Genomic DNA, 13,685 nt, shown 5'->3' with positions numbered 1-13,685 from the left:
CTTCTAAATCGAAGCGACGAGCTGTTCGAAGCGCTTCCACTGCACTTCTTTCGAGTACCGGGTCGATACCATTTCATGGCCCGCACGCGCGAGAGCCAATCTTTTTTCGGAGTCCTCGATCATGGTTCTGATCTGTCTTACCGCCTGCTCCGGCGAATCATAGGCCACCAGCGTCTCGCCATCCCGCATGCCGTCCGGATAATTGCCCTGGTCCGACAGCAGCAGCGACTGGCTGCCAAGCGCCTCGAAGCATCGCATATTGCCGCGATCCTCGCCCGACATATCGATGGCGCCGTTCAGCACGATCTTGGCGGTCGATAGCACTTCGTAATAGTCCCGTCCAAATTTAGGCTCGCGCGAAATGGCCCGGATGGCCGGAGGTCTCCGATGCTTTGCCAGCGGCAGCAATCGTCCGAGCGGCGATTCCGCCAGACGGCACAGGCGCGAGCGATCGAGGTGATATATGACGTTATATTCGCCGGCCAACTGCGCCACCGCCTCCAATATCTCGGCCCGCCGCCGGTGATGGCGCGAATAGCCGCCGACGAACACCACATCGACCGGCCGGTCCTGGCGCGCCGCGTATGGCGTGAACTCCGGATCATAGGCAGGAAAGAAATAATCGGTGCGGCCGCCAAGCTTCCCGATCGTGGCCAGGATCGACGGAAAGTTGCACACTACGAGATCATAGGACGAGAACGGCACCCCCCGAAACGACGCGGCATGCCAGCAGATCGAGGCTTTCACGCAGCCCGGAAGACTTTTGACGAAATCCTCGTCCCAGCCGGTCGCATCGTGATTGTAAAAGACGTCCGTGCGGTGCTCTTCAATTTGCGCCTTGAGAATATCGCTGAGCGAGGCGCGCGAACTCAAGCCATGCTCTCGCGCCCAGAGCCTCTGGACATGCTCGTCATCGCCATTGGTGAAGAACGCCCAGTCGGCGCGTTGATCGATCGGCAACAGAATATGCGCCGCCGAATACCGGAAATTCAAGAACGCGTCGATCTGGCCGGCAAAGGTCGGACTGTGCCGGGTCAGTTCGCGAATCCTCGAGCGCAGCGAAGGATAATATCTGGCGTTCTGAAACAACCTCACCGGCCCGGCATCCCGACAATGATCCGCGAATGGCGGGGACTGAACCCGCTGACCTCCCTCAGGTCAAGCCGGATCGGCCGCATAAACCTTGCGAAGATGTAATCGCCCCCCATCATGATGGCAGGCTCGCGCTCAGCCTCTCGCGAAGGCCGGCCCTGGCCAGCGGGCTGGCGATGAGGGCGACCACCAGCAGCCAAAGCGCGCATTCACTGACAAATCGCGCCAGTCCGGCCCCCGGCGACATGGACCGGATCAGCATCCCCAGCGCCCAGCCTCCGATGATCACGGTTAGCATCAGCGCGGCCAGAACAGCGATATGCCGCAGTGGCCGTTCAAGCGTTTGCCGGACAATGATCAGCCCGAGCACCCCAAACTGAATCAGGAGATCACTGGCAACCACGGCTACGGCCGCCCCAAGCGGTCCCAGGGGCGGAATCAGCAGCAGTGACACAATCAGAAACACCGCAAGCTGAAGCCCCTTGGTCCGCACCAGCAGGGCTCCACGGTTGCTGTAATTGGCGTAGTTCACCGCCAGGATCGATGGCGCGGCGACGCCGGTTCCGATCAACAGGACGGCCGTCAGCCACGGCTCGTAGTTCACCGCGCCGTGGGTCCAGAGCGCGAAGAAATCCGGCCAGAACGGCAACAGGCCGGAGACCACGGCGCTGGCCAGCAAGGCGATAAAGACCGATCCGCGTGCATAGAGGCTCCGCAACCGCTCCTTCAGGCCGATGGCGTAATCATGCCCGAGCTCGGCCGCGAGCGGAAGCGTGGCCTGCACACAGAGCGCCCGCACCAGGCCTGCGGCAATCCGGGTAAGCCCCCATTGCGCAACGGCGGCGCGATCGGAAACGAAGAAGCTGACCAGCAGCACCGGCAGGTTCAGCAACGCCAGATCGGCCGCGCCCGACACGGCAAACGGAACGGCTTGACGGAATTGGCCGATGATCCACCGCCATGAGTGCCTAGCGCGGCCCCTGCGCAAGGACGCGACCATCCGGGGCGCGTCGATGCCGACAAAATACAGCATCATCGCGACCTGCGCCGCCGCGTAGGCGATGGCAACGGCAAGCAGGCTCCCGGTGACGATGATGGCAACCAGCTGGCCGAGCTGCGCCAGTAACATCACCCAGTTCTGAAGCCCCACGGCGCGGCCGTAGAGCCCTCGGGCGCGATAGAGCCCCGACACCAGGCTTGCCGGCATGCTCAACAACATGCCAGCGATCATCACGGCAAAGGCCGCATCGAAATTCGCCACACCCTGGAAGCCCAGCACGGCGGACGGCGAAACAAAGCCCGCGATACCCAGCACCAGGGCCACGAGCAGGACCGCCCACCCGAAATAAATCCGCAGCACCGCCGCGTAGAAGCGCGCGGTCCGGCCATCGCAGTCAACGCCGGATTTGAACCCGAGGAACCGGTTGATGGCGCGAAATTGCAGGCCGGCGTCCGCGATCAGAACGAGATTTCCGGCGGCATAGATCGCGAGCCAGGCGGCGAGTATATCGCTGGTCCAGTAGTGCAGGAAAACGGGAACCAGCGCGACCTGTTGCGTGACCCCGAGGACCACCTGAACGAGATTGGCGGACCAGCCGGCCAGCAACCGCCGCGCGCGGCTTGGCGCATGATCCGGGGTGTGACTTGGAGCATGACCTGGACCCGAAGCGCCCGGCGGGGACGCATTCTTGCCGCGCGCGGGCTCTTCGTTCAAGGCTGAAACCTTCCCGGACATCCGGAGCGGGCTACCAGCCTAACGGGGGGATGTCGAGGGTGGTTCAGCGGCATCTGGCCCCGCGGCAGAGCCTGCCATTCCGGCCGCCGATCGCTATCCTGGGATACACGCACCTTCTCGGGATGGGCCTCCGCCAACGGGCCCGGCCGACATGCGTTCAAGAGCATGACAAGACGGCAACTTTCGGCGATGGTGCGCCCCGCAACCCTCATCCAGCACCGATCCATCCCGGAGCTTCCGAATGCCCATTCCGCGCGCCTCGCAGGCCCTGTCCCGCTTCACCGTGCTCGACCTCACCCGGGTTCGCGCCGGCCCGACCTGCGCCCGCCAGCTGGCCGACTGGGGTGCTAATGTCATCAAGATCGACGCCCTGCTGGAGGCCGCCGGCGAACAGCTCGGCGGCCCGCGCGGGGGACCGGATTTCCAGAACCTGCACCGCAACAAGCGGGCGATGACGCTCAACCTGAAGGACCCCAGGGGCGTCGAGACGTTCATGCGGCTGGTGCAGAAGGCCGATGTGGTGATCGAGAATTTCCGCCCCGACGTCAAGGCGAAGCTCGGGATCGATTACGAGAGCGTACGCAAGGTCAACCCAGCCATCGTCTATGGCAGTATTTCAGGGTTCGGCCAGGATGGCCCCTACCACAAGCGGCCCGGCTTCGACCAGATTGCGCAGGGCATGGGCGGCCTGATGTCGATCACCGGCGCTCCCGGCGAAGGCCCGATGCGGGTCGGCATTCCCGTGGCCGATCTCACCGCCGGGCTGTTCTGCGCCATGGGCATCCTGACGGCGCTGTTGGAGCGCGATGTTTCCGGCGAAGGCCAGTGGGTGCAGACCTCACTGCTGCAAGCCCAGATCTTCATGCTGGATTTCCAGGCTGCGCGCTGGCTGATGGAAAAGGACGTCGCCCAGCAGGCCGGCAACGACCATCCGACCAGCATCCCCACCGGCGTGTTCAGGACCTCCGACGGCTATATCAATATCGCCACCACCGGCGGTAGGATCTGGCAACGTTTCGCCGAGGCGCTCGGCGCGCCCGACCTGCCGACCCGGCCCGAATACGCCACCGCGCCGGAACGCTCGAAGAACCGCAAGGCGCTCAACGCCGAGATCAACAAATTCACGGCGACCAAATCGACCGACCGCTGGGTCAAGGAATTCAACGCCGCCGGCGTGCCCTGCGGCCCGATCTATTCCATCGACCAGGTGTTCGACGACGAACAGGTCCAGCATCTCGGCATCGCGCAGGACGTGCCCAATCCCGAAAACCGCCATCTCCGTCTCGTCGGGCAACCCTTCACATTGTCGCGCACGCCAAGCCGGATGGCGGCGCCGCCGCCGGAAGTCGGCGAGCAAACCGAGGAAGTGCTCGCCGAGTTCGGCTTCAGCGCAGGGGAGATTGCCGGATTGAGGCAAGGCAAAGTGGTTTAACGGCCCCAGACGGCGCCTCAATAAATATCACCAAGCCATTGCCGATATGGAGCCCGGCTATCCGGTGGTCTTGAGCGGCCGCCACAGCCGCCCGACACGGCCGAACGCCTGGTCGATGACAGGCCAGAACAACAGGATGATCGACAGCGTGGTGATCGAGCCGACCAGGCCGTTCGACCAGAACACCCGCATGTCGCCGCCGGATCCGATCATCGATAGCCGGAAGGCGTCCTCGGCCCGGCTGCCCAGCACCAGCGCTAGCGTAAACGGCGCGAGCGGAATGCTGATCTTCTTGAAGACATAGCCGACCACGCCGAACAGCAGCATCAGCCAGATGTCGAACATCGCGTTCTGGATCGCGTAGGCGCCGATCGCGCAGGACACCACGATCATCGGCGCCACCGCCGCGAACGGCACCCGCAGGATCGAGGCGAAGATCGGTACCGTCGTCAGCACCAGCACCAGGCCGACGATGTTGCCGAGATACATCGAGGCGATCAGGCCCCAGACGAAATCCTTGTGCTCGACGAACAACAGCGGACCGGGATTGAGGCCCCACACCATCAGACCACCGAGCAGGATCGCCGCGGTGCCGGAGCCGGGAATGCCGAGCGCCAGCATCGGCAATAGCGCGGCGGTGCCGGAGGCGTGGGCGGCGGTTTCGGGCGCGAACACACCCTCGATACGGCCCTTGCCGAAACTCTCGGGATCCTTGGAAAACCGCTTGGCGAGGTTGTAGCCCATGAAGGAAGCGGCGATCGCGCCGCCCGGCGTGATGCCAAGCCAGCAGCCGATGAAGGAGGAGCGCAGCAGCGTAACCCAGTATTTCGGCAGATCCTTCCAGACATTCAGCACCACGCGCAGGCTGATGCTGGCGGCGTGTCCGCGCAGCGCCAGACGCTCTTCCATCGTCAGCAGGATCTCGCTGATCCCGAACAGGCCGATCACCGCAACCAGAAAATTAATGCCGCGCAGCAAATCACTGGAACCAAAGGTCATTCGCAACTGGCCCGACACGGTATCCATGCCGACGCCGGCGAGCAGCAGACCCAGCGACATCGAGATGACGGTCTTGTGCTTGTCCTCGCGGCCGAGGCCGACGAAAGAGCAGAAGGTCAGAAGGTAAACCGCGAAAAATTCCGGCGGACCGAACTTCAACGCGAAGGACGAGATCAACGGCGCCAGGAAGGTAATGAGCAGGACGGCCACCAGCGAGCCGATGAAGGAGGACGTGAACGCAGCCGTCAGCGCTTCGGCGGCGCGTCCCTGCTGCGCCATCGGATAGCCGTCAAAAGTGGTCGCCACCGACCATGCCTCGCCGGGGATGTTGAACAGGATCGAGGTGATGGCGCCGCCGAACAGCGCGCCCCAATAGATGCTCGACAGCATCACGATGGCGGAGGTCGGATCCATGGTGAAGGTCAAGGGCAGCAGGATCGCCACCCCGTTGGGACCGCCGAGGCCCGGCAGCACGCCGACAAAAATGCCGAGCACGAGCCCCACCAGCATCAGCGCAATGATCTTCCACGTCATCAGCACGGCAAAGCCGTGCAGCAGCAACCCGAAAGCTTCCATGTCCGCCGGTCCTAATAGCCGAAGGCCGCTTCGAGCGGGCCTTTGGGCATGATGACGTCAAAGGCGATGTCGAAGGTCACGAACATCAGGGCGGTGAAGATGAAAGCCGTGAGCAGCGATTTCCACCACGCGATCTTTCCGATCAGCCGCATGAAGCCCGCGATCAACAGGAAGCTCGCGACATAGAGCCCGAGATATTGCGTGGCGAGGCAGAACAGCAGCGTCGGAAAGAACACCGCCGCAACCCGGCCAAGCTGCGCGCGCGTGACGAAGGTCTCCGCCGCCTCCCTGCTTGTCAGAAGCGTGGCAACGAGTCCGTAAAGACTGGCGCCGGCCAGGATGACCGACAGGTAGAACGGAAAATAACCCGCCTGCGGGCCGGTCGAATCCCATCCGATCCCGGTGCGCCAGTTGTCGTATCCGAGCAGCGCCGCAAGTCCCAGCAGCAGCAGGCAGACCACCGCCTCGACGGTGCGGGTGTCGGTAACGGCCGGCGAGTCGGCCTCCGGTGCGGTCGGATCGTCGACGACGATTTCGATTTCGGAATTGGACATCGATAAGGCGTTTCCAGTTGACGGCGACACACCCGTTGCTATCGGGCCCAGATTGTTATCTGACGATCATCGCGCTTTGGTAATTGGATACAGCGCGAATATCGCTGGCGTCAACTAACCTTCAACCGATTGCCATCATCGATCCACGACGCGTTCGGGAAAGGCACCCGCCAGCGCGGCCCTCTCGGGCTTGAGCACGCCGCGCTCGGTGATCAGGGCCGTCACCAGCCTCGCCGGCGTCACGTCAAACGCGTAATTCGCAACCGGCGAACCTTCAGGGACCACGCGCACGACCTCGATCCGTCCATCGGCGGTGCGGCCGGTCATGGTCGCCACCTCTTCCGCCGCGCGCTGCTCGATCGGAATCTCGCGCAAACCGTCACTGATACTAAAGTCGATCGTCGGCGACGGCAGCGCCACGTAGAACGGCACGCGATTGTCCTGCGCCGCGAGCGCCTTCAGATAGGTGCCGATCTTGTTGCAGACATCGCCATTGGCGGTGACCCGGTCGGTCCCGGTGATGACCAGATCGACCAGGCCGTGCTGCATCAGATGACCGCCGGTATTGTCGGCAATCACCGTATGCGCAACGCCGTGATGGCCGAGTTCCCAGGCGGTAAGCGAAGCGCCCTGATTGCGAGGTCTCGTCTCGTCAACCCAGACATGCACTCGGATGCCGCGATCATGCGCGAGATAGATCGGCGCCGTCGCGGTGCCCCAGTCGACCGTCGCGAGCCATCCGGCGTTGCAATGCGTCAACAGGTTGACCGGCTCGCCCGGTCTCTTCGCCGCGGCGATCGCCTCGATCAGCGCAAGGCCATGCCGGCCGATCCCCCTGTTGATCGCCACGTCCTCGTCAGCGATCTCGGCGGCCCTGGCATAGGCGGTTTCGACGCGCGCCGCAGGCAGCCGCGGGCGAAGCACCCGCTGCATCTCCTCAAGCGCCCATTTCAGGTTGATCGCCGTCGGCCGCGTGGCGATCAGCAGCTCGCAAGCGCGATCGAGCGCCGCATCGGAGACATCGCTCCGCATCGCAAGCGCGACGCCGTACGCGGCCGTTGCGCCGATCAACGGCGCGCCGCGCACCAGCATGAAGCGGATCGCGTCGGCCGCCGACTCCACATTATCGATCCGCACGACAACGAACTCATGCGGCAGCCGCCTTTGATCGATCGCGCCGACCGACCAGCCATCCGGCTCGAGCCAAAGGCTGCGGAAGGGCCGGCCATCGACCTTCATGTCCGCAACACCCTGCCCGCCACCGCGTCGAGCTTTTTCAATAGCACGGGATCGCGCGCTTCCGGAGCGGTGATCAGCGCGGTATCGAGCGCCCGGTCCGAACCGATCGGGCACGGTTCATGCTCACGCGGGAAATCGGCGGCGAGACGCGCCACCAGCGTCTTCGCCTTCTCGGCATTCGAGCCCAGCACGCGAATGATGTCCTGGACCGTGACCACGTCATGATCGGGATGCCAGCAGTCGAAATCGGTGACCATCGCCACACTGGCGTAACAAATCTCCGCCTCGCGGGCGAGTTTCGCTTCCGGCATGTTGGTCATTCCGATCACCGAATAGCCCTGCGCCTTGTAGGTCAGGCTTTCGGCGAGCGTCGAAAATTGCGGTCCCTCGATGCAGACATAGGTGCCACCGCGCGCGACCGCGATCCCCTCAGCATCGGCCGCCGCGGCGAGATGAATGCGCAGCCGTGGCGACACCGGATGGGCCAGGGAAACATGCGCCACGCACCCCCTGCCGAAGAACGAACTTTCGCGCCTGTGGGTACGATCGACGAATTGATCGACCAGCACGAAAGTTCCGGGCGGCAATTCCTCCTTGAACGAGCCGCAGGCCGAGAGCGAAACGAGATCGGTGACGCCGGCCCGCTTCAGCACGTCGATATTGGCGCGGTAGTTGATATCGGAAGGCGACAGCCGGTGTCCCTTGTCGTGTCTGGGCAGAAACACGATCGGCAGTCCCGCGATGGTGCCAAAACGCAGTGGTGCTGAAGGCTCGCCCCAGGGGCTTTGGATGGTCTCGTCGCGGACATTCTCCAGCCCCGGCAGATCGTAAATGCCGGAACCGCCGATAATGCCAAGCACAGCCTTTGCCATGATCCCTTCCCGTCGCCCCAGTAGGACGTTTCCAATACGCCAGAAATGTTCGACTATATAGCGGCACAACAATCAACCGCTGTCCTCCGGGGAATTTGGATGTCGAGCGACCGCGAAAAACGCCAATCCATCATCGATGCGTGTTTGCGCATGAACCAACTCGGCATCAATCAGGGCACCTCGGGCAATATCAGCTTGCGTCACAATGAGGGAATGCTGATCACGCCGACCAGCGTGCCTTACGAGGCGATGCAACCGGAGCAGATCGTTTATATGGACCTCGACGGTTCGTTCGCGCCCGGCCAGCGGCCGTCCAGCGAATGGCGCTTTCATTTGGATATCCTGAGAGCCCGGCCCGAGGTGAACGCCGTGGTTCACGTCCATCCGCCCTATGCGACGATCCTGGCGATCATGGGCCTGGAGATTCCGCCGATCCATTACATGATCGCCTGCGCCGGCGGCGACAGCATCCGCTGCGCGCCCTACGCGACCTTCGGCACCCAGGAACTCTCGCACCACGCCGTCAAGGTGCTGGAAGGCAGATCCGCCTGCCTCCTGGCGCATCACGGCATGATCGCCGTCGGGCCTTCGCTCTCACGGGCGATGTGGCTTGCGGTCGAGGTCGAGACGCTGGCGCGGCAGTATCACGGCTGCCTCCAGATCGGTACGCCGCCGCTATTGTCGAAGGCCGAGATCGAGAACGTTCTCGGCCGGATCGCGGGATATGGCCCCGCCGGGAAATGAAGCTGCAGAGGACCGCTGGAAGTGGCTCGATCGAGTCGGTCAGCGCCGCGATGACGGAGCATCCCGAATCCACGTCCGGCCTGGTTCATCCTCCCGGCGTTTTAGGCGTCCGGTCGTCGGACAGCTGTGCGGGCGCATCAACCCGCGGGGCTTCGTGAAGCTGGCTGCCGAAATGACGCCGGGCCAGCAGAACGCCGTGTTCCCCCGCCAGCATCCCGAGCAGCCCCAACAAGGCGATCGCCGGCGGCGCGGGAGAGCGGATCCCGCAAAGGCCGTAGCCAATTCCGACGACCAGCCCGGCGATGAGTGAAAGCGCGATTGAGAGCATGGGCTTCATCCTTGCGGCCGGAGCACGACCCGCCCGGCCTGCCCGTCCGCCACGGCCTGATAGGCAACAGCCACCTCGGTCAGCGGGAATGTTCTGGCAATGGAGGCCGGCTGGTAGTCGCCGTCCTCGAAACCGGGCCGCAACTCCTCGAGGATGTCGCCTGCGGCGATCAGATCCAGCTTCAAGGTATCGACACCGATGATCCGGTCCTCATTGTGATAGAAGTCCGCGAGGTTGAATGTCACCTCGCGCTGGCCGGTCGCGCTGATCTCGATCAAGCGCCCCCGTGGCGCGAGGCAGGCCAACGCCGTCCGGAACATGACGCCGCCGACGGCATCGAACACCACGTCCGCGCCGCGGCCACCGAGCGCATCACGCACCGCAGCGGCGACATCCGACGCGCCAGCGATGAATGCATCCGTTGTCCGCGCAACGGCGGAAGCCGGCTCCGGAGCCGACCGGTCGACGCCGACGATCTTGCCTGCGCCCATGCGCCGGGCGATCTGGGCCACCGCGCTGCCGACGCCACCGCCCGCTCCGATAATGACGAGCGTCTCGCCGTGACGCAGTGCGGCCGCATCCACCAGGCCGCGCCGTGCCGCCAGGTAATTCACCCCGACGGAAGCGGCCTGGTCGAAGCTCAGTGCCCGCGGCTTACGGCGCAGGCTGGCGACGGGAACGATGATGTATTGCGCGTGGCTGCCGTCGCGGGTGAATCCGGCATCACCGCTGCCCCAGACCTCCGCGCCGATCCAAGCCTCCGGTCCAGCGTCCACGACACCGGCAAAATCCCGTCCGGGAATCCGCGGCAAGGTGGTTTGCGACATCGCCCCCGCCACGTTCTTGACGTCGCTCGGATTGATCGAGGCGGCTTCAACCCGGATCCGGGCCTCATTTTGGCCGGGCACGGGGGCAGGAATGTCTACGACCGTCAGCACATCGGGGGCGCCGAAGCGGGAGAATATGGTTGCTTTCATGGGAGTCACCTTGTTCAATTGCGCTCATTTTAATTGGTGACCTTCTGAAGGGCGGAAATAGCCAAAATCGAACAACTATCTTCCGTTTACTGGAAACATAAGATGCCGGATGCCGTCGCTGAATTGCAATTGTTCCAGGCGATCGCGGGCGCGGGCAGCCTCTCCGCCGCCGCGCGCGTCCTCGGCTCCTCGCCACCAGCGATCAGCCGCCGCCTGGCCCTGCTGGAGCAGCGGCTGGGCGTCAAACTGGCGGATCGCAGCGCGCGGCGCTTTCGCCTGACCGACGAAGGTACGGTTTATCTCGAACACGGCCGCCGCATCCTGGAGGAACTGCGGGATCTCGAAACCGAAGTCGCGTCCCGCGGCGGCGCCGCGCGCGGCCGTCTTCGGGTCGGCGCGCCCGCCGATTTAGGCCGCCGCCGCATCGCCCACCTGCTTGCGGATTTCGCAACTCGGCATCGGGGATTGGAGGTGCATCTCGTGCTTTCGGACGCCGGGCTCGAAGTGGGCGAGGACGGACTCGACGTGGCGCTGCGCGTCGGTCTGCCGAACGATCCGGCGGTGCTGACCCGCAAGCTCCTGACGAACCGGCGCGTCATCTGTGCGGCGCCATCCTATCTGGCGAAACACGGCGTACCGGTCTATCCGGACGATCTGCTGCACCATGACTGCCTCCGCCTCGCGCGGCGCCACAGCCTGCAAGACCGCTGGCGTTTCGCTGACGGGACCGGCACCAAAATCGTGCAGGTGGCGGGAACGCTCACCAGTTCCGATGGCGAAGTGCTCCGCGCCTGGGCCTTGGAAGGCCGCGGCTTGTCGTTGGAAGCGCAATGGGATGTCGCGGACGATATCAAGGAAGGACGGCTCGTCACCTGCCTCGACGGACTCTGCGCGGAAACGATCGAGCTGTTCGCGACTTACCTGCCGAGCAAACCTGTTCCCGCGAGCATCCGCCTCTTCGTTGAGGAATGCGCGGCCGCATTCAGGGCGCAGACGGCCTGAGTTGCCATTTGCCTTCCAGCACGCGTCTGTTCTGACTTAATCCCATCAGAACCGAAAGCACTCCGGCTACGTGCGTGCTTGTGAGTCCAATCCAACCTACTTCGCGACAAATCCCGCTTCTGTCATCAGCTGCTTGTTGAGCGCGTCATCTTCATCGAGGAATTGCAGCATATCCTTGCCGGTCAGGAAGATCGGCTTGAGCGCCTGCTTTTCCATATAGTCCTTGTACTCAGGCGTCTGCGTCACCTTCTGGAACAGATCGACATAGAATGCCTGCTGTTCCGGTGTCACCTTGCCCGGCAGGAACATGGCGCGCAGCATCAGATATTGCACGTCGAGACCGGCTTCCTTGCAGGTTGGAATGTCGTTCCACGACTGCGTCTCGGTTACCTTGGCCGTGTAGGAAATCCGCTCCTTGTCGAAGACGCAGAGCGGACGCACCTGACCGGCGCGCCAGACTTCGAGATTTTCAGAAGGGTTATTGACATTGGACTCGATGTGATTGCCGACCAGTTGCGTCGCGGCCTCGCCGCCGGACTTGTAGGGCAAATAGGAAAAACTGGCGCCGGTCTTCTGTTCGATAAACATCGTGAGCACGTGATCCTCACGCTTCGAACCGGTACCTCCCATCTTGAACGGCGCGCTGGCGGCCTTGGCCGCATCGATGAAGTCCTTCACGGTTTTCGGACCGTCTGCATTGTCCCACAGCACGAACTGGTCGAGCGCGACCACCGCCACCGGCGTCAGCTCGCGCCAGTCGAATGGAATCTTCGCCGAGAGCGGCAGCATGTAGATCAGCGAATAGGCGATCATCACCTTGTTGGGATCGCCTTCGCTGGACTTCATGTACATCAGCGCTTCGGCGCCGGATGCCCCGCCCTTCAGTGACACCACGATCGGCTGCTTCATCAGATTGTTTTTCTGGATCGCGGCCTGCATCATACGCGCCATCTGGTCGGACGCGCCGCCGGCGCCTGCCGCTACCACGATTTCAACGGGCTTGGTCGGCTCCCAGCCGGCCATTGCCGGCGCGCTCGCCAGCAGAACCGTCAACGCCGCGACGGCTTTCACGATCATTCGCACGTGCTTCTTCCCTGTCGTTTTGGTTTCGCCCGGCAAAAACCGGACGATGGCTTATGCCGCCATTGTGTAAGCTATTGATAGCCAGTTCAAGCGAGCCCTGCCGTTTGCGGCTTGTGACTTTCGCATGGGGCTACAGCGTTTGCGAGCGAAGTGGATACCAGTCCGCGTGAAGAAAACGCGTCAAAACGACAATCCAGAACCTCGATTCTAATTCAATCAGAACCGATCATGATCGAGGCGCAAGCGAGCCTATTTGCCCTTCCAGTTTGGTGTGCGCTTGTTGAGAAAGGCCTCCATGCCCTCGCGGAAATCCTCGCTCATATAGGCGCGCAGGATCAGGTCCTCGCCCTCGTCGCGGGACAGCGTCCGCCGGATCCGGCGCACCGCCTCCTTGGTGACTTCGAGCGTGATTGGCGCATGGCTCGCGACGAGCTTCGCGGTCTCTTCGGCGCGGAGCTGCAACGTCGCCACATCGGGCACGATCTCGTTGAGCAGGCCGAGCGCCAGCGCCTCGGGCGCTTCGACAAGCCGCGCCTTGAAAATCAGATCCTTGGTGCGCGCCGGCCCGACCAGCGACACCAGCCTGGAGATATTGGACATCGACAGGCAATTGCCGAGCGTGCGCGCGATCGGAAAGCCGATCCGTGTCGCCGCGGTCCCGATCCGGATATCGCAGCAGGCCGCGATGCCCGCCCCGCCACCGGTACAGGCGCCAGCGATCGCCGCAATCGTCGGCACCCGGCATCGCTCGAGCGTGCCAAGCACGCGATCGATCCGCGCTTCGTAATCAAGCGCATCCTGTGCGGTCTTGAAGGCGCGGAACTGCGAGATATCGGTCCCCGAAGCAAATGCCTTGTCGCCGGCGCCGGTCAGGATCAACGCCTTGATCGAGCGGTCGGTGTTGATGGTTTCGCAGATCGACGCCATCTGCTCGTACATCGCGAAGGTCAGCGCGTTGCGGGCCTGCGGGCGGTTGAACGTCAGCCGCGCGATGCCGTCCTCGACGGTGTAGATCAGGTCTTCATTGGCTTGGACCGGGGCATTCATCGCAC

General features: G+C 63.4%; 13 protein-coding genes. 3 read left to right on the top strand and 10 right to left on the bottom strand.

The annotated features are described in order from the left end of the window. Positions 1-3: 3 nt before the first annotated feature. Both HB630_RS03365 and HB630_RS03360 read right to left on the bottom strand, forming a co-directional pair. Positions 4-1,095 carry a glycosyltransferase gene (locus tag HB630_RS03365; protein ID WP_213770035.1) on the bottom strand — a complete coding sequence of 364 codons (1,092 nt, stop codon included), beginning with the start codon at positions 1,093-1,095 and terminating at the stop codon, positions 4-6. 112 nt (positions 1,096-1,207) lie between these two features. Further along, positions 1,208-2,806 (bottom strand): hypothetical protein, encoded by a 1,599-nt coding sequence (locus tag HB630_RS03360; protein WP_213770033.1) that lies wholly within the window; start codon positions 2,804-2,806, stop codon positions 1,208-1,210. Positions 2,807-3,068: 262 nt separating this feature from the next. On the opposite strand from HB630_RS03360, the gene HB630_RS03355 reads away from it, so the two are divergent. After that, positions 3,069-4,259, top strand: coding sequence for a CoA transferase (locus HB630_RS03355; RefSeq protein WP_213770032.1), 1,191 nt, complete (start codon positions 3,069-3,071; stop codon positions 4,257-4,259). Positions 4,260-4,316: 57 nt separating this feature from the next. Here HB630_RS03355 and HB630_RS03350 read toward each other — a convergent pair whose 3' ends face one another. The 4 genes from HB630_RS03350 to HB630_RS03335 form a co-directional block, all read right to left on the bottom strand. Then, positions 4,317-5,834: a tripartite tricarboxylate transporter permease gene (locus HB630_RS03350; RefSeq protein ID WP_213770030.1), complete on the bottom strand. Its 1,518-nt coding sequence runs from the start codon at positions 5,832-5,834 to the stop codon at positions 4,317-4,319. Positions 5,835-5,845: 11 nt separating this feature from the next. After that, positions 5,846-6,388, bottom strand: coding sequence for a tripartite tricarboxylate transporter TctB family protein (locus HB630_RS03345; RefSeq protein WP_213770029.1), 543 nt, complete (start codon positions 6,386-6,388; stop codon positions 5,846-5,848). A 135-nt stretch (positions 6,389-6,523) separates the two neighbouring features. Further along, the gene (gene mtnA, locus HB630_RS03340) at positions 6,524-7,627 is read right to left on the bottom strand and encodes an S-methyl-5-thioribose-1-phosphate isomerase (RefSeq protein WP_213770028.1); all 1,104 of its coding nucleotides are present in this window, start codon (positions 7,625-7,627) and stop codon (positions 6,524-6,526) included. Next, positions 7,624-8,499 carry an S-methyl-5'-thioadenosine phosphorylase gene (locus HB630_RS03335; protein ID WP_213770027.1) on the bottom strand — a complete coding sequence of 292 codons (876 nt, stop codon included), beginning with the start codon at positions 8,497-8,499 and terminating at the stop codon, positions 7,624-7,626. The genes mtnA and HB630_RS03335 overlap by 4 nt, the downstream gene beginning before the upstream one ends. Before the next feature lie 99 nt (positions 8,500-8,598). Between HB630_RS03335 and HB630_RS03330 the strand changes: the two genes are divergently transcribed. Continuing rightward, complete coding sequence (locus tag HB630_RS03330) at positions 8,599-9,243, top strand: class II aldolase/adducin family protein (protein ID WP_213770026.1); 645 nt, start codon at positions 8,599-8,601, stop codon at positions 9,241-9,243. 85 nt (positions 9,244-9,328) lie between these two features. Here the strand turns inward: HB630_RS03330 and HB630_RS03325 are convergent, their stop codons facing one another. Together HB630_RS03325 and HB630_RS03320 are read right to left on the bottom strand one after the other, a co-directional pair. Then, on the bottom strand, positions 9,329-9,571 hold the full coding sequence (locus HB630_RS03325) for a DUF1427 family protein (RefSeq protein WP_213770025.1): 243 nt from the start codon (positions 9,569-9,571) through the stop codon (positions 9,329-9,331). Between the two features lie 5 nt (positions 9,572-9,576). Then, on the bottom strand, positions 9,577-10,548 hold the full coding sequence (locus tag HB630_RS03320) for a zinc-binding alcohol dehydrogenase family protein (RefSeq protein ID WP_213770024.1): 972 nt from the start codon (positions 10,546-10,548) through the stop codon (positions 9,577-9,579). A gap of 102 nt (positions 10,549-10,650) precedes the next feature. On the opposite strand from HB630_RS03320, the gene HB630_RS03315 reads away from it, so the two are divergent. Beyond that, complete coding sequence (locus HB630_RS03315) at positions 10,651-11,550, top strand: LysR family transcriptional regulator (RefSeq protein WP_213770022.1); 900 nt, start codon at positions 10,651-10,653, stop codon at positions 11,548-11,550. A gap of 96 nt (positions 11,551-11,646) precedes the next feature. Here HB630_RS03315 and HB630_RS03310 read toward each other — a convergent pair whose 3' ends face one another. Together HB630_RS03310 and HB630_RS03305 are read right to left on the bottom strand one after the other, a co-directional pair. Further along, positions 11,647-12,573 carry a tripartite tricarboxylate transporter substrate-binding protein gene (locus HB630_RS03310; protein WP_213770713.1) on the bottom strand — a complete coding sequence of 309 codons (927 nt, stop codon included), beginning with the start codon at positions 12,571-12,573 and terminating at the stop codon, positions 11,647-11,649. A gap of 309 nt (positions 12,574-12,882) precedes the next feature. Beyond that, a complete protein-coding gene (locus HB630_RS03305) occupies positions 12,883-13,680 on the bottom strand; it encodes an enoyl-CoA hydratase/isomerase family protein (RefSeq protein WP_213770021.1) in 798 nt (265 codons plus the stop codon). Positions 13,681-13,685 lie beyond the last annotated feature (5 nt).

Origin of the sequence: Bradyrhizobium sp. dw_78 (assembly GCF_018449525.1) — a bacterium.
Classification (GTDB): domain Bacteria; phylum Pseudomonadota; class Alphaproteobacteria; order Rhizobiales; family Xanthobacteraceae; genus Bradyrhizobium.
Note: the sequence above shows the minus strand (reverse complement) of the source record. Positions and strands in the feature narration are given on the sequence as shown.